Genomic DNA, 21,017 nt, shown 5'->3' with positions numbered 1-21,017 from the left:
CGCCGGAACGACCCCGGCCCATCCAGCGAGCGGCAGCACGTCCCGCGGGGCGCTCACGCCTGCCTCCATTCACGCTGGAGTGACTCCAGTTCGTCCTGGTCGAGGTCGTCGAGGAGGGAGACGGGGGACGGCCACAGCAGGCTCCTGAGCTGCTGTTCCCAGGTGTCCGCCAGCGCGCGTACCGCCGTACCGGTCAACGGGCCCTCCACCCACGACCACTGCACGCGCAGTTCGACCCCCGAGGGGCCGTCGCGCAGGGCGGCGTTCACCTCAAGGCAGTGCGGCACGGGAAGCGCGGGATCGGCGTGGCCGCGCACGACGGCGTCGTGTTCCACCGGTCGCCAGTCCCCGTCGGAACCACCCGATATCCGGCCCCAGTAGTTGAAGCCGATCTGCGCGCGGGGCAGCCCGGCCAGCAGGGGCGCGGTGCGGGGGTTGAGGTGGCGCAGCAGGCCGTACTCCACGCCCCTGAAGGGGGTGGCGCGCAGCCGTTCGGCGAGCAGGCGCGGCGCCTGGTCGGGGGCGGTTCCGTCGAGGCGGAGGCTGACGGGATACTGGCTGGTCAGCCAGCCGACCGTGCGGGACAGGTCGCAGCCGGGCAGCAGTGCCTCCTCCCTGCCGTGCCCCTCGACCTCGACCAGGAGCGGCGGCTCGTCGTGCGGACACCATCGGGGTACGGCCAGCGCCAGGGCGGCCAGCAGCAGTTCCTGCGTCTCGGCGCCGCTTCTGGCGGCCAGGGGCGCGGCCACCTCGGCGGGCAGGACGGCGGTGTGGGAGTCGGTGGCGGCGATGGTGTCGCGCCGGGGGTCGAGGGGGCGTCCGCCGAGCGGCGCGCCCGCGTCACGGGCCAGGCCACGCCAGTGGTCGAGGGTCTCCTCGCAGGCGGAGCCGGTGGCCGTCACCCGCAGGTGGCGTGCCCACTCGCGCGGGGAGGTCCCGGTGGCGGGCAGCCGTACCCCATCGTCCTGGCCGTGTTCGGCGAGCTGGGCGCAGGCGGTGGCCAGGTCGCCGAGCAGGATGGGCCAGGAGACGGCGTCCACGGCGAGGTGGTGCACGGCGACCAGCAGCCGGTCCCGCCCTGTGCCCTCGCCGGACCTGACGAAGGCGGTCACCTCCCCCACCTCGGGGTCGAGCGCCGCCGAGACGCGGGCCTCCAGGTCTCCGGTGAGCTCTCCGGGTACGGCCCGCAGCACGTCCTTCGCGCGGACCCGGCCCCTCGGCCTGATCACGTGCCGCCACTCGCGGTGCCCGTCGCCGGGGGGCAGCAGCCGGGAGCGCAGGGCGTCGTGGGTGTCGAGCAGCGCCTGAACCGCCCTGGTCAGGTGGTCGGCGCCGAGTCCCCTGGGCAGCGACACCAGGCGCGCCTGGGTGTAGCCGCGCAGCGAGCCGCTCCCGGCGACCCGGGTGAGCAGTTCGGCGAGGATCGGGGTGACCGGCACCTCGCCCGACCCGTCCCCGGCCGTGGGGGCGGCCCTTCGGGAGTCGTCCCGCCGGGTGTCGCGCAGCAGGGCCTGGACGCTCTGGCGTTCGAAGACGTCGCGGGCGGTGAAGGTCATCCCCTCGGCCCTGGCCCTGCCGACGAGCCTGATGGCCGCGATACTGTCCCCGCCCAGGGCGAAGAAGCCCTCGTCAACGCCCACGTCGGGCAGGCCGAGCACCTCGGCGAACAACCGGCACAGCCGCCGCTCCGCCGCCCCGCGCGCCGCCGTACCCCTCCGAGGAGCCGGAACGGGAGCGGGCAGCGCGGCCCGGTCCACCTTGCCGGCCGGGGTGAGGGGCAGCGTGTCGAGCACCACGACGACGGCGGGCACCAACGCGGGCGGCAGCGACCGGGCGACGTACCCACGGACCTCCTCGGGATCGAGGCCGTGACCGGAACGGTGGTCGGAGCCGGAGTCGAGGCCGGAATCATGGTCAGGGGTGGGTCCATGAGCGAGGCCATAGCCAAGCTCGGAACCGGGATCGAGGTCGTGACCGGGGTGACGGCCGTGATTGTGGTTGTCGCGGCGTGGGACGACGTATCCGACGAGCCGTTCCCGTCCATCAACCCCACCCGGATGTACGGCGACGGCCGCGTGGGCGACGTTCTCATGACTGGCCAGGGCTGCCTCGACCTCGCCGGGTTCTATGCGGTTGCCCAGGACCTTCAGCTGCCCGTCCACCCGCCCGAGATACTCGATCGGCCCGCCCACGGGTCGCCTGGCCAGGTCCCCGGTGCGGTACAGGCGGGCGCCGGGGACGAAGGGGTCGGCCACGAACCGGGCGGCGGTCGCCCCGGGCCGTCCGAGGTAACCACGGGCGACCTGCACTCCCCCGAGATACAGCTCACCGGTCACACCGGGCGGAACGGGACGCAACGTGTGGTCGAGGATGTGAACCACACAGTTGTCGGCGGGCGCCCCGACGGGCACCGGGGAGTCCGGGACGTCCGGGGACAGGGAGTGGACGACGCAGCCGACTGTCGCCTCGGTCGGGCCGTACTCGTTGACGACCTCCGGCGTGTGACCCGCGCCGCGCAGCGCGCGCAGGTGCGCCCCGCTCAGCGCCTCCCCACCGACCACCAGTGTGCGCAGCGCCGCGAGCCGCTCGCCGTGGGCGTCGTCGAGCAGGGCCAGGTGGCTCGGGGTGCACTTGACGAACGTCACCGGGGTCACCGGCCACGGGCCCGGCTCGGTGAGGTCGGTGAAGTCGCCGACGACCACGTGTCCGCCCGCCATCAGGGGGCCGAGGGCGGCGGTGACGTTGAGGTCGGAGGTGAGGGGCGCGTGGGTCAGCGCCGCCCCGGCGAGACCGGGGTAGTGGAGGACCGCCCACTCCAGGTAGGTGGCGAGCGCGGCCCTGCCGACCACGACTCCCTTGGGCCGCCCGGTCGAGCCGGAGGTGTAGATGACGTAGGCGGCCTGCTCGGGGTGCGGGGGCGCGAGGTCGGGGGCGGGGTCGTGGCCGGGAAGCGCGGCGAGCCTGGCCACGAGGTCGAGTCTGCCGAGCCGTACGGCCTCGACCTCGGGGGGCAGGGAGACGCCGCCCCCCTGGGTGAGCACGAGGCGGGCGCCCGCGTCCCGCAGCAGGGCGGCGTTGCGGGCCGAAGGATGGTCGGGGTCGAGCGGCAGGAAGGCGGCTCCGGCCTTGAGCGTGGCCAGGACCGCGACCAGCGTCCACGCGCCCCGGGGCAGCACCAGCGCGACGACGCTCTCCGGCCCCGCTCCCCTGCTCACCAGATAGCGGGCCAGCCTGTTGGACCACAGGTCCAGCTCGCCGTAGGTGAGTTCTCCGTCCTGGGCGAGTACGGCGGGGCGGTCCGGCTGGGCGGTCGCCAGCTCGGTGAAGCGCCGGGTCACCCAGCTCTCAGGCCGTTCGACCGGCCGCTCCGGGCCGTGGGCCAGGGCGTGGCCACGACGGTGTTCGTCGGGTGAGAGCAGGTCGAGGCGGTCGAGGGGCGTGTCGGGGGCGGCGACGGCGGCCGTCAGCAGACGCTCGAACCGGGTGACGAGATCGTGCGCGGTCGCGGCGCCGAACATGGCGTCGGCGTAGTTGAGCACCACGTCCACGGTTCCGTCCGCGACGTGGTGGACGAAGACGAACGTGAGGTCGAACTTCGCGGTCGCGGTGGAGACGGGCACGGCCTCCCCCCGCAGGTCACCGAGCGGTACGGCCCGCTCGTCGGCCTGCTCGAACAGCGTCATCACCTGGAACAGCGGGTTGCGGCCGGGTGAGCGGGCCGGGTTGAGGCCGTCCACAAGACGGTCGAAGGGGACCGCGCTCCTGCCGTAGGCCCACAGGCCGCGTTCCCGCACCCGGCCGACGAGGTCGCGCAGGCTCGGCCTGGCGGACAGGTCGACGCGCAGCACGACGGGGTTGACGAGGGGTCCGACCAGGTCGTCCCAGCGCCGGTCGCCGCGACCGGAGACGGTGACGCCGAGGGGGACGTCCTCCCCGGCGCCGTACCGGTGCAGCAGGGCGGCGACGGCGGCCTGCAGCACCATGAACAGGCTGGCCCTGCCCTTCCTGGCCAGCGCCACCAGGGGGCGGACGGTCTCCGGGGGCAGGGTCAGGCTCACCTCGGCCCCGGTGTGGTCGTCCGGCGCGGGCGGCCCGTCGGCGGGCAGCGGGACGCTCTCCGGCAGCCCGGCCAGGGTCGCGCGCCACTCCTCGATCTGGCGGTTCATCGGCGAGCCGGGGTCGTCCCCGGAGCCGAGCAGGGCGTGCTGCTCGCGGGCGTAGTCGCCGTACCGGGGCGCGGGCTCCGGACACACCGGCGCCCCGCCCGCCAGGCGCGCGCCGTACGCGACGTGCAGGTCACGGGCGAGCACGGTGAAGGACCAGCGGTCGGCGAGCACGTGGTGCAGGACGAACAGCAGCAGCGACCCCCGCTCACCCCGCAGCAGCCACACGCCCCACGGGGTCTCCCGCTCCAGGTCGTACGGCCTCGCCACAAGCTGTGCGACCCGCTCCTCCAGGTCGTGACCCACGACGTCGAGGACGACGAGGTCCCCGGTCCACCCGGGCTCGACCCGCTGGTACGGCAGGCCGTCGAGGGGTTCGAGGACCGTGCGCAGGATGTCGTGCCGCGCGGCCACGTCCGCGACCGCGAGGCGCAGCGCCGTCTCGTCGGGCGTCCCGGTCAGACGTAACGCGAAGGGCATGTTGTAGGTGGGGGACGGGCCGTCCCACCGGTGTAGGAACCACAGTGCCCGTTGCGCGTGGGACGTCGGCGCGAGATCTGTCGCCATCGGGGGTCGCCCGCCTCCTGTAACCGTTTGGCCAGCTCGGATGGTGTGTGGTCACGCGGTCGCACGGCCGTCCGGCAAGGACGACCCTAAGTTAGGGTAGGCAAACCTAATCATCCAGACAAGAGCGTTTAGCGCTATTTCCTGACTCTGGATGGTTAATTGTCAGGATGGATAGTAAGTGTTTTTTGCGGCATTTCAAGAGTCCGCAGGGGTTGTTTATTAGGTTTGCCTAGCCTAACTTCAAGGCTGCTCCGATCTTCGCACACCACATCCACCGACCTCCTGCCCACCCACCGTCCGCCTGTGCCTGCCCGTGCCCGCCGCCCCGCTCACTCCCCGCCGCTGACCGCCCGTGGCCGCGCTGCTCGCTGCCGCCCAGCGGCCGCCCGTGTCTGACCGATGCCCGCTGTCTGCTCGATGTCTGTCTGCCCGCTGATCCCTCCGACGGGAGCCGCCCCAATGCCGGACGACACACCCTCGATCTCCAGAAGAACCCTCCTGTCCGGCGCCGCCGTCGTCGGGGTCGCCGGAGGCTACGGCCTGCACGCGGCACTCACCCCCGGCACGGCGCACGCCGTACATCCCCTCGCCGGAGCGCGGGCCGTCGCGCCGGTCCCGCGCGCCCCCGGAGCGGCGAGGGTGTTCGTCAGCACGTCCGCCGCGGGGGCCGACATCCTGCAGCTTCGCCCGCACCGCGACCGGCTGCGCGTCCCGCCGAAGGCGCGGCCCGTCCGCGAGCGCGGCATGTCGCACCTGACCGTCACCATGCGCGCCGTCACCGCGCGCCTGCACGCCGACCTGCCGCCGACCCCGCTGTGGGCCTACGACGGGCACTTCCCCGGCCCGACCATCGAGGTACGGCGTGGCGAACGGCTCCGCGTCACCTGGGTCAACGCGCTGACCGGCGCCTACCCGCTCACCGCCGTCCAGCTGCCCAACGCCCCGGGCCCGGCCCCGGTGTGGGACCTGCCCGGCAGGAGCGGGGCGACCCCGAGGGCGGACGTCGCGGCGCTGCCGCCGTGGACCGTGGTGCACCTGCACGGCGCGCACATCGGCGGCGGCCACGACGGCTGGGCGGAGAACGCGATCCTGCCCGGGGGCGCGCAGCTCACCGAGTACGTCAACGACCAGCGCTCGGCGGCCCTGTGGTACCACGACCACGCGATGCACATCACCCGCTTCAACACCATGGCGGGCCTGACGGCCGGCATGTATCTCATCCGCGACGACGAGGAACGCGGCCTCGGCCTCCCCTCCGGGGACCGCGAGATCCCGCTGGTGCTGTGCGACCGCAACTTCGACACCGGCTCGGACGGCAGGGTGAACGGCCGCCTGCTGCACAAGATCGCCGAGTATCCCCAGCAGGCCGAGACCGTGGTGCGTTCCTTCACCGGTCCCTACACCCTGGTCAACGGCACGGTCTGGCCGTACACCGAGGTCGGGGCGACGTGGTACCGCTTCAGGATCCTCAACGCCGCGAGCATCCGCCCCTACCTGCTGCGGCTGGTCGACGAGGAGGGGCAGCCGGTCACCGGGCGGGTCTTCCAGATCGGCACGGACGCCGGGCTGCTGCCCGCCCCGGTGCCGATCGACGACTGGGTGCTGACGGTCCCTGCGGAGCGGGCGGACGTGCTGGTCGACTTCACCGGCCTCGGCGGACGCACGCTGCGCTGGGTGGACGCCTCCTTCATCGCCTCACCCGTGCCCGAGGTGCTCGCCTTCCGGGTTCGGGAGGAACGGCGCCCACCGCGCTTCACCCCGCCCGCGAGGATCAGCCGTGACTTCGAGACGGTCGATCCCGCCGCCCTGCCCGAGCACCCGCAGCGGCTCGTCCTGGTCACCCCGGCCTTCCCGATCAACGCCGAACTGTGGGAGATGGAACGCGTCGAGCAGCCTCCGGCGGGGCCGTTGCCGATCGACGGGATCGTCCAGTTCGAGGACCAGCAGGGCAGGGTGACGACCTACCGCAGGCTGGCCCGCGACTACTCCGACCCGGTCGCCTTCCATGTCAACGAGGGCGACTGGGAGACCTGGCGCTTCGTCTCCCTCGAAGGCAGCGGGGTGCCGCACCCGATGCACACCCACGGCTTCTCCTTCCAGGCCGTGGAACGGCTCCGCGTGGACGGCTCGACCTTCCGCTACTTCACCACCCCCTCGGGACGGCTCGGCGGCGGCACCGAGACCCCGATCAAGGTCCTCGGCCCCGGCACGCTACGGCCGGAGGAGCGCGGCTGGAAGGACGTGATCGCGCTCGGCTTCGAGGAGATGATCACCACGGTCGGCCGCTTCACCGGCTCGGTAGGCCGGTTCATGCACCACTGCCACGTCTACGAACACGAGGACCACAAGATGATGCGCCCCTTCGTGGTCCTCCCCAAACAGATCATGGCCATGGACCCCCACGCCCCCGGTCACGGTCACTGAGGGCCACCCGGTAGGCCCGCGTTGATCCCCGAGCGGGGGAAGCACAAGGACCGATCACGGAAAGCGGCGCGGCAACCTCCCTGTGGCACGGCCGACTTTGTCCACAGGCCGACGCGACGCTCCCGCACAGCGGTCAACCAGTGGGTATGGTCGCCCCGTGGCGACTCAAGAGCTTCTCCTTCCGGACACCATGCCCCTGTCCCCCGCTCTGGCGGAAGCGGTCCAGCACGGTGAGGTCTTCACACGACCCTGGGTGGTCGAGACCATCCTTGATCTGGTTGGCTACACGGCTGATCAGGACCTCGCCGAGATGCGGATCGTGGAGCCCGCCTGCGGTGTCGGGGCATTTCTCGGTCCGATCGTTGAGCGGCTCAGCGCCTCCTGCCGTGCTCACGGGCGTTCTCTCTCCGAGGCGATCAACGCTGTGAAGGCATTTGACCTTCTCGGCCCGAACGTACGGCAGAGCCGCGAGTTGCTGATCGGTCAGCTTGTTGCCGATGGCTGGGAGTCAGCCGATGTCGAGAAGGTCGTCCGCGTTTGGGTCAATCAGGGCGACTACCTCCTTCAGCCGCTACATACCGGGCGACCTGCTGACTTCGTCGTTGGGAATCCTCCATACATCCGGCTCGAAGACGTGCCGGCCGCTCGTATGGCCGCATACCGCACCGCGTGCCCATCCATGAGCGGAAGGGCGGATGTATACGTCGGCTTCTACGAGATCGGGCTGCGTAGTCTGAAGCCGGGAGGGCGGCTGGGGTTCATCTGCGCGGATCGCTGGATGCGCAATCAATACGGACAGAAGCTTCGGCAGCTTGTGACGCGACGCTACAGCGTGGAAGTCGTCCTCAGCATGCACGACGTGGACGCCTTCCAAGAGCCTGTGTCCGCATACCCCGCGATTACCATCATTCGAAACGCCTCACAGGGTCCTGCCATCGCCGCGGACACCACCCAGGGTTTCGGAGCTCGCGAAGCGGCGGACTTCGTGGCATGGGCCAAGGGCAGGCAGTTCCAAGCAGGTCACGAGACTTATCACGCGGCTCGTCTCCCGCACTGGTTCCCGAATGAGGACTCTTGGCCTGCCGCCTCCCCCGCACGCCTTGCCATGCTGGAGGACCTCAGCGACCGCTTCCGCCTCCTGGAGGACGAGACCACAGGCACACGGGTGGGCATCGGCGTTGCCACCGGAGCGGACAAGGTCTTCATCACCTACGAGAAGGATCTCGTCGAAGGCGATCGCCTTCTCCCGCTCGCCATGGTGCGTGACACGACCAGCGGCACACTCGATTGGGGTGGCGCATACCTGGTCAATCCATGGGGAGCCTACGGCGAACTCGTGAACCTCTCCCGGTACCCGCGCTTGTCAGCCTACTTCGCCAAGCACGCGGGCGATCTCCGCAAGCGCTATGTGGCGGTGAAGCAACCTGAGCGCTGGTACAAGACCATCGACAAGGTCGACCACAAGCTGGTCGCGAAAGAGAAACTTCTCTTCCCTGACATGAAGTCAGCCATCCATCCTGTTCTTGATCGCGGTGGGATGTATCCTCACCACAACCTGTACTACATCGTGTCGAACTCATGGGACATGCGCGTGCTTGGCGGCCTGCTCCTGTCCAAGGTCGCCGGAGCCTTCGTGGAGGCGTACGCGGTGAAGATGCGCGGCGGAACCCTCAGGTTCCAAGCTCAGTATCTTCGGAAGATCCGCGTCCCCGATCCGGCGGAGATGAGTGAAGAGTTGCGCACAGCGCTGGCCGACGCCTTCGATCGACGTGACGTGCAGGCCGCAACGGAGGCCGCGCTCCGAGCCTACGGGCTTGAGGAGTTGCCGGATTAGCGACCAGGGGCACATTTGACCGTCACCCGCCAAGACTTCGAGGATGCGCTCGCAGCGTATTGGGGAGCCAAGCAGACACAGCGAGAGATGTCAGCGATCAAGGGGGCAGTTGGCGCTGGAACCGCGGGGGACGTGCGGGGCGGCAAGCACTTCGACGAGATCGCGGCCCTGCTGGCGAAGTTCTTTCTCGAAGCCGGGTACGGCCCGGATGACATCCGCGTATCAACCGGCCTCGAGCTTCCGGGATATTACCGTCCACAGAAAAAGTGGGATGTGGTGGTCGCACACGGCGACACCCTGGTTGCCGCTTTCGAACTCAAGGCCTTGGGCGGGCCCTCCTTCGGAAACAACTACAACAATCGTGTCGAAGAGGCCTTGGGTAGTGCCGTGGACCTCAGGCGCGCGGCTCTGGCCGGTCTCTTCCCGGGCGAGAAGCCCTGGTTGGGCTATTTCTTCATCATGCAGGACGCGCCTGGCTCACGCTCACCGGTACGAACTGCCAACGGGAAGTTCGCGGTAGAGGACGTCTGGCAGGGGGCCTCGTATCAGCGCCGATTTTCAATTTTCTGTGAACGTCTCATGTCAGAAGGGCTCTACGACGCCGTCTGCTACATAACATCGTCCGCGGACGACCCCCGCCCCGTCGAGTTGGTCGAGAGTCTCGATTGGAAGCACTTCGCGGCCGCGATCGTCGCCAGGATCACCTATCTGAAAGAGCTTGGCATTCCTCGACCATAGGGCACGCCCCCTTGAAACCGATTCCTGGTTCAAGGGGTATGAGGTGAACCGCGCCGGTGAAGCCGGAACCATGGCGGCCAGTTCTCAAAACGGTCGTTCCCTCGGCCGTGTCGGGAGCCTGGAAAAGACGTTTTGAGTTCCAGGCACCAGAAACGGCCACGCCTCCACGAGGACCACAAGATGATGCGCCCCTTCGTGGTTCTCCCCAGACAACCCGCACGCTCCCGGCCACGGTCACCGATCCGGTACGGCGCCGCGGCGCCGGAGGCCGGTGAACAGGTCGTCCTCCGGGAGTGTGATCTCGACGTGGGAGCGGGCCAGGTGGTAGTCCTCCGTTGGCCAGACCTCGCGTTCGACGTCCCGGTCGTGCAGCATGAACCCGCTGTGCGGATCGACCTGGGTGGCGTGGGCCAGCAGCGCGCGGTCCCTGACCTCGAAGTACTCCGCGCAGGGCACGCGCGTCGTGCACTCCGGCGCGGCGTCGTCCGTGGGCAGCTCGGCCAGGACGGCGCCCATGCCGGAGTCGAGGCCGCGTCCGGTCATGGCGTCGTGCATCGCCTGGAACCACGCCCTGGACAGGGCGCCCTGGTAGTACAGCTTGGCGGGCCGCCAGGGCTCGCCCGACTCGGGAGAAAAGCCGCCGTCACCGGCCGCGTCGAAGGCGGCGACCGTCACCTCGTGGGTCCTGACGTGGTCGGGGTGCGGGTAGCCCCCGGTCTCGTCGTAGGTGACGACGACGTGCGGGCGGAACTCACGGATCAGCGCCGCCAGCCGACCGGCCGCCTCATCCAGCGGGGTGCGGGCGAAGCAGCCCTCGGGCAGCGGTTCGCCGTTCGCGGGCAGCCCGGAGTCGACGAAGCCGAGGAAGCGGTGCCGTACACCGAGGATCTCCCGGGCGGCGGCCATCTCCGCCCGGCGGATCTCCGGCAGGTTCTCGCGCACGCCGGGCCGGTCCATGGCGGGGTTGAGCACGTCGCCCCGCTCACCCCCGGTGCAGGTGACCACCAGCACGTCCACGCCCTCGGCGGCGTACTTGGCCAGCGTCGCGGCGCCCTTGCTCGACTCGTCGTCGGGGTGGGCGTGCACACTCATCAGTCGCAGCGGTCGTTCAGGCGTGATGCGCGGGTTCATGCCTCCCCCTTCGGTTGGTCGCACCCAAATTTATGTTCGACATAAAGATGTGTCAAACCTGTTCCGAGGTCGGACCCATGGAAGGATGGAGGCCATGTCCGCCCACCTCCGCGAGCACAAGAAGCGGCAGACCCGCCAGGCCATCTCCGACACCGCGACCCGGCTGTTCCTCGATCGCGGCTTCGAGGCGGTGACCATCGCCGAGATCGCGGCCGCCGCCCAGGTGGCCAAGATGACCGTCACCAACTACTTTCCGCGCAAGGAAGACCTGGCTCTCGACGTGCACGAGGTCTTCGTGGCCGGGCTGGCGCGCACCGTCGCCGACCGCGAGCCGGGTGAGTCGGCGCTGGCCGCCCTGCGCCGTGAGTTCCTGGCCGCGCTCGAACGGCGGGACGCCCTGCTCGGCTTCTCCAGCCCCAGGTTCGCCCGCATGATCGCCGACAGCCCCACCCTCACCGCGCGGCTCCGCGACCTGTACGAACAACGCGAGGACGCCCTCGCCCAAGCGCTCACCGCCGAGGCCGCCGCTCCCGGCGACTTCACGCCCCGGGCCGTGGCCGCCCTGCTCGCCGCCACCCACCGCGCCCTGTTCCAGCAGGTCATGGAGCTGACGGCGGCGGGCAGGGACCACAAGGAGATCGCCGCCGTCGTGGCCGAGAGCTCCCGCCTGGCCTTCGACCTGCTGGAACCGTCCCTGGCCGACTACGCGGTGCGCGCACGGCCATCGTGACGGCCTCCACGCCGTCAGGGCGCGGTGCCAGCCGTACCGGACGGAGGAGCGGGGTCAGGGCCGGTCCGGCGGCGCCGGTGGCTGGCGAGCAGTTCGCTGCCCACCTCGACATATCCGGCGAACAACCCGATCACATCGTGGAGCCGCTCCCGCGCCGGGCCGGGGCCGACCAGGTCCTCGCCCTCGCCCAGGGCGGCGATCAGCGTCCTGGCCCGTGCCTGGCTGGCCTCAAGGAGCGCCTCGATGCCCCCGGTGGCCTCGACCAGGAGCCGTCTGCTGCCGGGCTGCGGGATCACTCTGGCCAGTCCCCAGGAGTCCAGTTGCCGTACGGCGGTGCTCACCGCGCCCTTGCTCAGCCCGAGTTCGGCGGCGATCGTGTCGAGGGAGACCGGTTCCTCGCCGAGGAGCAGCAGCCCGTAGACGCGTCCCGTCGCGTGCGGGAGGTTCCACGAGGCCAGCAGGTCGCCGACCGAGGTGACGAACGCCTGTCGCCTGTCCGCCGTCACACCCGCTCCCGCAGGAACGCGTCGATAGCCTCGTTGACCGCCCGGGGATTGTCCTGGTTCGCGATGTGACCGGCGCCGGGGATGACGATCTCCTTCACGCCCTCGGTCTCGGCCCAGCGGGGCATGGCCGAGGCGATGTTGCCGGTGCCGTCCCGCTCGCCGCGGATCAGGCACAGCGGCACCGGGGTGCGGTAGCCGGGGTCCGGGGAGAGGAACCCGACGGTCGCCCGCCACACCTCGACGAACTCCTTCTTCGACAGTTGCCCGAAGGCCCGCCGGGCGTCCGCCCGCGCCTCGGGGGTGACCGCGGAGGCGTCGGCCATCACCCGGGGAAGGGACCCGGCCGGGATCGTCGCCAGCATCGGCGCGGCGGCCTTCACGAGCAGGCGTTCCCGCAGGGACAGCGGCGCCGTGTTCCACGTCGCGCCGATGACGACCAGGCCCCGGGCGAGACCTGGATATCGCCGGACGACGGCCTGGCTGAGGTTGCCGCCGAGGGACTGCCCGACGAGCACCGGCCGGTCCAGCCCCAGGTGCTCGACCAGCGCACGCAGGTCGGCGACCGCCTGCTCGGCGGTGAACGGGGCACCGGCCGGACGCGAGAGGCCGTGGCCGCGCATGTCCCAGGTGATGACGCGGTGTCCCTGGGCGCGCAGGTGCTCCCGTTGCGCGTCGAACATCACGTGGTCGGCCCCGGCGCCGTGCGAGAACACCAGTGGCGTGCCGTCACCCCCGGTGTCGCCGTAGCGCAGGTCGCAGCCCTGGAAGGGGAACACGTCAGCCATATTCACCATTTTCTAAATATAGCGAACAAAGCGGGCTCACCCGTGATTGGCCCGCCACTGAGCGGTCAGGAGGACCAGGAGGTAGAGGCCGCCGATGACGCCGGTCAGGATGCCCACCGGAAGCTGCACCCCGGGGATCACCCGCTGGGCCGCCAGGTCGGCCGCCACCAGCAGCAGCGAACCGAGCAGCGCCGAGGCCACCAGGCCCGTCCCGCTCGCGCCGGTCAGCCGTCCGGCGAGCTGCGGCGCGGCCAGTGCGACGAAGGCGATGGGCCCGGCGACCGCGGTGGCCAGCGCGGTCAGCGCTACCGAGACCAGCACCAGCGCGAACCGTGAACGCTCGACCGTCAGGCCCAGGCTGAGCGCGTGCTCGTCGCCGAGTTCGAGCAGCCGCAGCCGGTCGCCCATCAGGATCGCGGCGGGCAGCAGGACGGCCAGCGCGCCGACCAGGACCGTGACGTCGCCCCAGGCGGAGCCGTTCAGCGAGCCGATCAGCCACCGCTGGGCGTTGGCGGCGGTCTCGAACTCGGCCCTGGTCAGGATGAAGCTGTTGACGGAGACCAGGATCGAGGTCATGCCGATGCCCATGAGGATCAGCCGGTAGCCCTGGATGCCGCGCCGGAACGACATCACGTAGACGATCACCGAGACGAGCCCGCCGCCCGCGAGCGCGCCCACGGCGACCTGGGAGGAGTTCCCGGCGAACAGCACGATGGCCAGGATGCCCCCGGTGGCCGCCCCGGTGGTGAAGCCGATGACGTCGGGGCTGGCCAGCGGGTTGCGGGTCAGGCCCTGGAAGATGGCGCCCGCGACGCCGAGGGCCGCCCCGATGAGCAGGGCGCACACGACACGCGGCAGGCGCAGGTCGGCGACGATGAAGCGGTCACCGCCGGTGCCGCCCCCGGCCAGGATGTCCATCACGTCGGCGAACGGGATCGGGTAGTCGCCGAGCGAGAGCGCCGTCAGCCCAAGGAGGGCGACGGCCACCGTGACGAGCGCGCACACGACCAGCGACCTGACGCCGAGACGCACCGACAGCCCGTCGCCGAACAGACGGACCGCCCTGCCGTACGGCTGCCGCCGCGAGGAGACCTTCACAGTTTGGCGACCTTCCGCCTGCGGACGAGCCACATGAACACCGGCGCCCCGAGGCAGGCCGTGACGATGCCGACCTCCAGCTCGCTCGGCCTGGCCACGAGACGGCCCGCGATGTCGGCGCTCAGCAGCAGGATGGGGGCCACGACCATGCTGTAGGGGATGACCCAGCGCTGGTCGGGGCCGGTGAGGAAACGCACCATGTGCGGTACGGCCAGGCCGACGAACCCGATGGGTCCGGCCGCGGCCGTGGCCCCGCCGCACAGCAGCGTGATCGCGATGGCCCCGAACACCCGGGTGCGGCCGAGCCGTACACCCAGGGCGCGGGCACTGTCCTCCCCTAGGGCCATGGCGTTGAGCGAGGGCGCCAGGAACAGCGCGAGCACCAGGCCGGCGACGATGAAGGGCACCACCTGCCACACGACGGCCAGGTCCCGCCCGGCCAGCGCGCCGACGGCCCAGAAGCGGTAGCGCTCGAAGGTGACCGGCTGGACCAGCAGGACGGCCTGGATGATCGAGGTCAGCACGACGCCGACGGCGGTTCCCGCCAGGGCGAGCCGTACGGGGGTGGCCCCGCCGCGCCCGGTCGAGCTGACCGCGTAGACCAGCAGCGAGATGGCCAGCGCCCCGGCGAAGGAGAACCACACGTAGGAGCTGAGACTGCTCATCCCGAGGAAGGCGACGGCGAAGACCACGGCGGTCGCGGCGCCCGCGTTGACCCCGAGGAGCCCGGGGTCGGCGAGCGGGTTGCGGGTCATGGTCTGCATGAGCGCCCCCGAGGCGCCGAGCGCCGCCCCGGCCAGCAGGCCGACGAGCGTCCTGGGCACGCGCATGGACGTCACGATGAGCGTGGAGTAGGAGTCGTCGGGCGAAAGGAACGCCGAGATGACGTTGGCCGGTGACATGTCCATCGCCCCGAGCCCCACGCTGAGCGCGCACACCAGGACGAGGAGGACCAGTGCCACCAGCAGGGCGGCGCCGCGCCACGCCGCCCCGCCCCTGTGGTTCCGGCTCACCGAACCTCGGACTTCACTTGCTCCCGGCCTTCTCCAGCGCGGGTTTCATGGCCTCGATGAGGTAGGGGATGTTGCGCACGGTCGGGGTGCGCATCGCGCCGATCTTCTCGGCGTCCAGGACCAGGTAGGTGCCGTCGCGGACGGTCGGGATCTTCTTGAACAGCTCCGACTTCTCGAAGGTCGCCATCTCCTCGTCGCTGAAGCCGCCGACGAACATCAGGTCGCCGTCGAGCGCGTCGAGCTGTTCGTAGCTGAGGAAGCCGGTCTCGCCACCCTTCTCCTCCAGTTTCACCAGGCCGGGGGCGGGTTCGAGGCCCATGGCCTGGAAGAACCTGACCAGGTGGTCGGTCGCCTTGGCGCCCGCCTGGACGGTGCCCGGCTGACGCAGGACGACGTACTCGACCGTCTTGCCCTTCAGGGCCGGGTAGGTGGTCGTGATTCCGGTGAGCTGGGCCTCGCCCTTGCTCACCGCGGCCTCGGCCTCGGCGCTCTTGCCCAGGACCTTGCCGACGGTGCGCAGGATCTCCTGCCAGGAGCCGTCCTGGTTGTTCTCGCCGATGATGCCGATGGTCGGGGCGATCCGGCTGAGAGCGGCGTAGAGGTTCTTGTTCGTGGTGACCTGGTAGGACCCGAAGATGACGTCAGGGCGCAGCTTGGCGATCTCCTCGACGGAGATGTCCGCGACGGTGTTGATCGGGGCGGTCTCGGGAGCCTTGAGCAGGTCCTTGTTCCAGGGGGCGAAGACGGGCTCGGTCGTGCTCCACCGGTTGGCCGCGACCGGGACCACGCCGAGTTCCAGGGTCGCGTCCACCCAGCCGGTGCTGAGAGCGACCACCCGGGCCGGGGCCTTGTCGATGCGGGTGTCTCCCGCGGCGTGGTGGATCGTCACCGGGAAGGCGCCCGCGCCTCCCGCTCCCGCCGAGGGGTCAGTGGTGGCCTGGGACGGGGCGGCGCTTCCACCGCTCGCGCCGCAGGCCGCGGTTAAGGCGAGGACCACGGCTCCGACGGCGAGCGCGGCCGTCCGCGCACCTCTCATGATCCCGACAGACAGTTCACGACGTGCCAAAATGATTCCTTCCCCATCAGGGTTCGACCGCATGGCACGACAAGTATGATCCTTTAGGTTAGGCAAGGCTAGCCTAATAACCAGAGACCTTCTCCTGGAACTCCAGACTTTCTCCGCGCACTCTCCCCTCTGCCTTCTTATCCACCCTTATGCCGATCCGTCAGGCAATTGCTGATTACGCAGAGCGTTTCGCATATGCACCCGGCGTTTGTCCGAAATGCCGCCGGAACGCCATGATGTAGCCATTTACGCTGCTAAAGCCGACCATGGCGGCTACCGCGCCGACCAGGTGTCCCCGCTGCAACAGGTCGAGGGAGTGGTTGAGCCGCAGCCGGGTCCGCCACTCGGAGAAGGCCAGCCCCGTCTCGGCCCGGAAGGCCCGGCGCAGGCTCGTCGAACTCGTGTGCAGGCTCAGCGCCCACTCGGTGACCGTACGCGGATCGTCGGGCCTGCGGCCGAGTTCCCTGGCGACGGTCACGGCAAGCGGGCTGCTCGGCTGCGGCAGGGGAAGGCTCGCCCGCGTCGCCGCGGACAGGGACGCGAACGCGAACGCGTCGTCCGACAGCACAGACCTGCGGGTCCTGCTCAGCAGCAGCCTGCGCTGCGCGTCGGTGACGTTCACGCTGGTCATCTCCGTGTACGGCAGGCGGTACCGGTCCGCGTCGAACGCCTCGGAGACGATCATCGAGTCCTCGCCGAACCTGGAGCTGTGCACGATCCCCGCCGGGATCCACAGGGCCACCGACGCCGACAGGCGGTACTCCTGGCCCTGCGCCGTCACCGTGATCCAGCCGAGCGGGACGAACAGGAACTGGTGGTAGGTGTGCACGTGCGGCGGGTGACCCCAGTCCGCGATGAACTCGTCGTCCACCAGGGTCTCCACCCCGGCTGCCTCTTCGATCACGGTCCGACCTCCCGACGATCAGGGGCACGTGGTCCCCGAGTGTGAACGGCCGCCCTCCACATTGGATCGACCCAAATAAGGTAAGGGTAACCTAACCGGCTGTTTGTCAGGTTAGGAGCCAGGATGACCGATGTCTGATCCCCCCGTCCCCGTGACGCCGATCCCCAGGACAGGACTCACCCGCGGTACGGCCGTCGCCGTCGCCGCGATCCTCGCCCTGGTCGTCGTCACCGTCGCGAGCATCGGCCTCGGCGCCCGCGACATCTCCCCACTGGAGATCATCAGGATCCTGGTCAACCCGGGCGGGGACAGCTACAACACCCACGTCCTGTGGACCGAACGCATCCCCAGGACCCTGCTCGGCCTCGCCGTCGGCGCCGCGCTCGGCGGCTCCGGCATGGTCATGCAGGCGCTGACCATGAACCCGCTGGCCGACCCGGGGGTCCTCGGCGTCGAACAGGGCGCCGCCATGTTCGTCGTACTGGGCATCCTGTTCCTCGACATCCGGGGGGTGACCGGCTACTTCTGGCTGGCGCTGGCCGGGGCGGGACTGACCGCCGCCCTGGTCTACGCCACGGGCACCCGGGCCGCCGCCGCGAGCACCACGATCGGGATGGTCCTCGCCGGGGTCGCGGTGGCCGCCGTCATGGCCTCGGTCATCACGCTGCTCGTGGTCCGTGACGAGGCGGTCTACTCGCACCTGAGGTTCTGGTCGGTCGGACAGCTCACCGGACGCGCCAAGGTCCTCGGCGAGGCCCTGCCGTTCATGGCCGCCGGACTGCTGCTCGCCCTGCCGCTCGGCCGTACGCTCAACGTCCTCAGCATGGGCGACGAGGCCGCGGCCGGACTGGGCGTCAGGGTCAACCGGGCGCGGCTGCTCGGCGCGGGCGCGGCCGTGCTGCTGTGCGCGGCGGCGACCGCCGCGGTCGGCCCGGTCGCCTTCGTCGGACTGGTCGCCGCGCACTGCGCCAGGATGCTGGTCGGCGCCGACCACCGCTGGTCGCTGCCGCTGTCCATGCTCTGCGGGGCGATCCTCCTCGTCGGCGCGGACACGGCGGGACGCCTGATCCTCGAACACGGCGAGATCCAGGTCGCGATCATGACCGCGATCATCGGCACGCCGTTCTTCGTGTGGCTGGCCCGCCGCAGGAACCTGGTGCGGGTGTGACGAACTCACTCACCGTGCCGACGACCCAGGCGGACACTGTCCGCGCGCTGCGCCGTACCAGAAACGTCCAGGTGAGACGGCTCGCGGTCGTGCTCGCGACCTGCTGCGTCCTGCTGGCCGGGCTGCTGGCCACCTCCCTCTTCCTCGGCGGCGGACGGGTCGTCGCCGCCGACATCCTGCCCGCCGCGTTCGGGCTGCGCACCGGCCTCGCCGACTACGTGGTCTTCCAGAACCGGCTGCCCCGCGCGCTGGCCGCGCTGCTGTCCGGCGCCCTCTTCGGCCTGTCCGGCGCGCTCTACCAGAAACTCATCCGCAACCCGCTGGCCACCCCCGACATCGTCGGCATCTCCGCGGGCGGCAGCGCGGGGGCGACCACCGTCCTCATCCTGGCGCCCACCCTGCCCTTCGGCGTCCCGCTGGCCGCCATCCTCGGGGCGTTCGCGCTGGTCGCGGCGATCCACGCGCTGAGCTGGCGGCAGGGCGTCGACACCTACCGGCTGGTCCTGGTCGGCATCGGGCTCAGCGCGGTCTGCAGCGCCTACACCAACTACCTGTTCACCGTGGCCGACCAGCACAGCATCGCCGCCGCGATGCGCTGGCTGATCGGCAGCGTGAACGACGCCACCTGGGAGGGCGTGCTGACCCTCGGCCTCGCGCTGGCGGTCTGCGCGGTGGGCGTGGCCGTACTCGGCCGTGGGCTGAGCGGCCTGGCGCTGGGCGACGAGCTGGCCACCGGGCTCGGCCTGCCCGTCTCGTTCACCCGGGTCTGCGCCCTGCTGCTCGGCGCGGCGGCCGCGGCACTGGCGACCAGCGTCGTCGGGCCGATCGGCTTCGTGGCGCTGATCAGCGGCCCCATCTCGGCCCGGCTCGTCGGCGGGGAGCACGCGCTCGGCCTGTCGGCATTCGTCGGCGCGGTCATCGTCCTGGGCGCCGACCTGCTGGCCCAGCACGCGCCGCTCATCAGCCCGGTGCCGACCGGGGTCCTCACCGCGCTGCTGGGCGCGCCCTACTTCTTCTGGCTGGTCCTCCGGCGCGGAGCGGGAGCAACCTCATGACACACCACCTCGAAGCGCGCCTGCTGAGCAGCGGGTACGGCAAGGCGTTGATCATCGACGGGCTGTCCGTCGGCATCCCGGCCGGGGAGATCACCGCCCTGGTCGGCCCGAACGCCTGCGGCAAGTCCACGCTGCTCAAGTCGGTCGCCCGGCTGCTGCCGCTCGCCTCGGGTTCGGTGCTGCTCGACGGCGCGGACATCCACGCGATGCCCACCAAACAGGTGGCCCGCAAACTCGGCATCCTGCCGCAGTCCCCGATCGCCCCGGAGAGCATCACCGTCGGCGGCCTGGTCTGGCGGGGACGCCATCCGCACCGGCGGTTCGGGCAGCGCCGTACGGCGGCGGACGAGGTGGCCATCGCGGACGCGCTGCTGGCCACCGGCACCGCCGAGCTGATCGACAGGCCGGTCGACCAGCTCTCGGGCGGCCAGCGGCAACGCGTGTGGATCGCGCTCGCGCTGGCCCAGGACACCCCCACGCTGCTGCTCGACGAGCCGACCACCTACCTGGACATCGCCCACCAGATCGAGGTGATGGACCTGCTGGCCGAACTCAACGAACGGACCGGCAAGACCATCGTCCTGGTCTCCCACGACCTCAACCAGGCCGCGCTGTACGCCTCGACCGTCATCGCCATGCGGGACGGAAAGATCATCCACCAGGGCTCCCCCGAGCAGGTGATCACCGAGGAGACCATCGCCGAGGTCTTCGGCCTGAAATGCGTGGTCGTCCCCCATCCCATAACCGGCGCACCGCAACTCTTCCCACTCTCAAGGAAAAACGTATGAGAAAAATGTTCGTGGCGGCCCTCGTCTGCGTCGGGCTGGTCACCGCCTGTGGCGCGCAGAACGACCCCGTGGAGAAGGCCGCGGCCGACCCCTCCGCACCGGCCGCCTCCGCCGAGTTCCCCATGACCCTCACCAACGCGTGGGGCAAGGCGACCATCGAGAAGAAGCCGGTGCGGGTGGCCACGGTCTCCGACGGTGACACCAGCATCGCGCTGGCACTCGGCCTGGTCCCGGTGATCGTCCCCGACGTCGAGGACGGGGACCCGCCCGCCGAGTACAAGAAGCGGGCCATGGACAAGCTCGGCGTGACCGAGCTGAAGACCTACGACGACACCGACGGCGTCGACTACGAGGCCATCGCCGCGGAGGCGCCCGACGTCATCCTCGCCGTCAACAACTGGCAGATGGACACCAGCTACGCCAAGCTCGCCCCGGTCGCCCCGATCGTGACCTTCGCCAAGAAGGAGGACGCCGACACCCTGCCCTGGCAGGAGCGGCTGAAGACGGCCGCCAAGGCGCTGGGGCTGAGCGCCAAGGCCGACGAGGTGATCGCCGCCAACCGCAAGACGATCGCGGACGCCGCCGCGGCCAACCCCGCCTTCAAGGGCAAGACCTACACCTACGCCGTCATCCACCCCGAGCAGGTCACCTTCATGTCGTACGGTGACCAGGACCCCGGCGTGTTCGAGGACCTCGGCCTGCGCAAGACCGACAGGGCGAAGGACTACTCGGCGGACAAGAACAGCGTCAGCCTGGAGAATCTCGACCAGCTCGACGCCGACGTCCTCCTGATCACCTTCCCGTTCGGCGACGAGGGCCTGCTCAGCCTCTCCGAGCTGGAGAGCAACAAGCTCTTCCAGTCGCTCGGCGCGGTGAAGAACAAGCACTTCGCGGTGGTGCCCTCGGAGAACACCCTGTCCTCCTCGATCGCCTACCCCGACGCGCTCAGCTCGTCGTGGGTCGTCGAGCAGCTCACCCCGATCCTCGCCAAGGCTGTCGCCGGGGCCTGAGTGGCCTTTCGATGGCCCAGTCGGATACACGGGTTGA

At 70.4% G+C, this 21,017-nt stretch carries 16 protein-coding genes; 8 read left to right on the top strand and 8 right to left on the bottom strand.

Annotation, left to right across the window (positions count from 1 at the left end; all coding sequences use genetic code 11):
* Positions 1-53: 53 nt before the first annotated feature.
* Positions 54-4,730: a non-ribosomal peptide synthetase gene (locus FHS44_RS02990; RefSeq protein WP_184712302.1), complete on the bottom strand. Its 4,677-nt coding sequence runs from the start codon at positions 4,728-4,730 to the stop codon at positions 54-56.
* A gap of 459 nt (positions 4,731-5,189) precedes the next feature.
* Here FHS44_RS02990 and FHS44_RS02985 point away from each other — a divergent pair, with 459 nt between their 5' ends.
* From FHS44_RS02985 to FHS44_RS02975, 3 genes are all read left to right on the top strand, one after another.
* Positions 5,190-7,154, top strand: a complete 1,965-nt coding sequence (locus FHS44_RS02985; protein ID WP_184712301.1) for a multicopper oxidase domain-containing protein — start codon at positions 5,190-5,192, stop codon at positions 7,152-7,154.
* 190 nt (positions 7,155-7,344) lie between these two features.
* A complete protein-coding gene (locus tag FHS44_RS02980; RefSeq protein ID WP_184713410.1) occupies positions 7,345-8,988 on the top strand; it encodes an Eco57I restriction-modification methylase domain-containing protein in 1,644 nt (547 codons plus the stop codon).
* 15 nt (positions 8,989-9,003) lie between these two features.
* Positions 9,004-9,726: a PaeR7I family type II restriction endonuclease gene (locus FHS44_RS02975; RefSeq protein ID WP_184712300.1), complete on the top strand. Its 723-nt coding sequence runs from the start codon at positions 9,004-9,006 to the stop codon at positions 9,724-9,726.
* Between the two features lie 234 nt (positions 9,727-9,960).
* Here FHS44_RS02975 and mca read toward each other — a convergent pair whose 3' ends face one another.
* The gene (gene mca / locus FHS44_RS02970; protein WP_246435058.1) at positions 9,961-10,857 is read right to left on the bottom strand and encodes a mycothiol conjugate amidase Mca; all 897 of its coding nucleotides are present in this window, start codon (positions 10,855-10,857) and stop codon (positions 9,961-9,963) included.
* Between the two features lie 94 nt (positions 10,858-10,951).
* Here mca and FHS44_RS02965 point away from each other — a divergent pair, with 94 nt between their 5' ends.
* Positions 10,952-11,587 carry a TetR/AcrR family transcriptional regulator gene (locus FHS44_RS02965; protein ID WP_184712299.1) on the top strand — a complete coding sequence of 212 codons (636 nt, stop codon included), beginning with the start codon at positions 10,952-10,954 and terminating at the stop codon, positions 11,585-11,587.
* A gap of 14 nt (positions 11,588-11,601) precedes the next feature.
* Here the strand turns inward: FHS44_RS02965 and FHS44_RS02960 are convergent, their stop codons facing one another.
* The 6 genes from FHS44_RS02960 to FHS44_RS02935 form a co-directional block, all read right to left on the bottom strand.
* A complete protein-coding gene (locus FHS44_RS02960; protein WP_184712298.1) occupies positions 11,602-12,093 on the bottom strand; it encodes a GbsR/MarR family transcriptional regulator in 492 nt (163 codons plus the stop codon).
* Complete coding sequence (locus FHS44_RS02955) at positions 12,090-12,878, bottom strand: alpha/beta fold hydrolase (protein ID WP_246435057.1); 789 nt, start codon at positions 12,876-12,878, stop codon at positions 12,090-12,092. Before FHS44_RS02955 ends, FHS44_RS02960 begins: the two co-directional genes overlap by 4 nt.
* A gap of 36 nt (positions 12,879-12,914) precedes the next feature.
* The gene (locus tag FHS44_RS02950; protein WP_184712296.1) at positions 12,915-13,976 is read right to left on the bottom strand and encodes a FecCD family ABC transporter permease; all 1,062 of its coding nucleotides are present in this window, start codon (positions 13,974-13,976) and stop codon (positions 12,915-12,917) included.
* Positions 13,973-14,989, bottom strand: a complete 1,017-nt coding sequence (locus FHS44_RS02945) for a FecCD family ABC transporter permease (protein WP_312863513.1) — start codon at positions 14,987-14,989, stop codon at positions 13,973-13,975. The genes FHS44_RS02950 and FHS44_RS02945 overlap by 4 nt, the downstream gene beginning before the upstream one ends.
* A 13-nt stretch (positions 14,990-15,002) precedes the next feature.
* Positions 15,003-16,025, bottom strand: coding sequence for an ABC transporter substrate-binding protein (locus FHS44_RS02940; RefSeq protein ID WP_184712295.1), 1,023 nt, complete (start codon positions 16,023-16,025; stop codon positions 15,003-15,005).
* 205 nt (positions 16,026-16,230) lie between these two features.
* Positions 16,231-16,959, bottom strand: a complete 729-nt coding sequence (locus FHS44_RS02935) for a helix-turn-helix transcriptional regulator (RefSeq protein WP_184712294.1) — start codon at positions 16,957-16,959, stop codon at positions 16,231-16,233.
* Positions 16,960-17,089: 130 nt separating this feature from the next.
* Between FHS44_RS02935 and FHS44_RS02930 the strand changes: the two genes are divergently transcribed.
* From FHS44_RS02930 to FHS44_RS02915, 4 genes are read left to right on the top strand one after another with little or no spacing between them, the layout of a single operon-like run.
* On the top strand, positions 17,090-18,127 hold the full coding sequence (locus FHS44_RS02930) for a FecCD family ABC transporter permease (protein ID WP_184712293.1): 1,038 nt from the start codon (positions 17,090-17,092) through the stop codon (positions 18,125-18,127).
* Positions 18,124-19,182, top strand: coding sequence for a FecCD family ABC transporter permease (locus FHS44_RS02925; protein ID WP_184712292.1), 1,059 nt, complete (start codon positions 18,124-18,126; stop codon positions 19,180-19,182). The genes FHS44_RS02930 and FHS44_RS02925 overlap by 4 nt, the downstream gene beginning before the upstream one ends.
* Entirely contained in the window at positions 19,179-19,970 is a 792-nt protein-coding gene (locus FHS44_RS02920) for an ABC transporter ATP-binding protein (RefSeq protein WP_184712291.1), read from the top strand. The genes FHS44_RS02925 and FHS44_RS02920 overlap by 4 nt, the downstream gene beginning before the upstream one ends.
* Positions 19,967-20,980, top strand: coding sequence for an ABC transporter substrate-binding protein (locus FHS44_RS02915; RefSeq protein WP_184712290.1), 1,014 nt, complete (start codon positions 19,967-19,969; stop codon positions 20,978-20,980). Before FHS44_RS02920 ends, FHS44_RS02915 begins: the two co-directional genes overlap by 4 nt.
* Positions 20,981-21,017 lie beyond the last annotated feature (37 nt).

This window comes from Streptosporangium saharense (assembly GCF_014203715.1).
Taxonomy (GTDB): Bacteria; Actinomycetota; Actinomycetes; order Streptosporangiales; family Streptosporangiaceae; genus Streptosporangium; species Streptosporangium saharense.
Note: the sequence above shows the minus strand (reverse complement) of the source record. Positions and strands in the feature narration are given on the sequence as shown.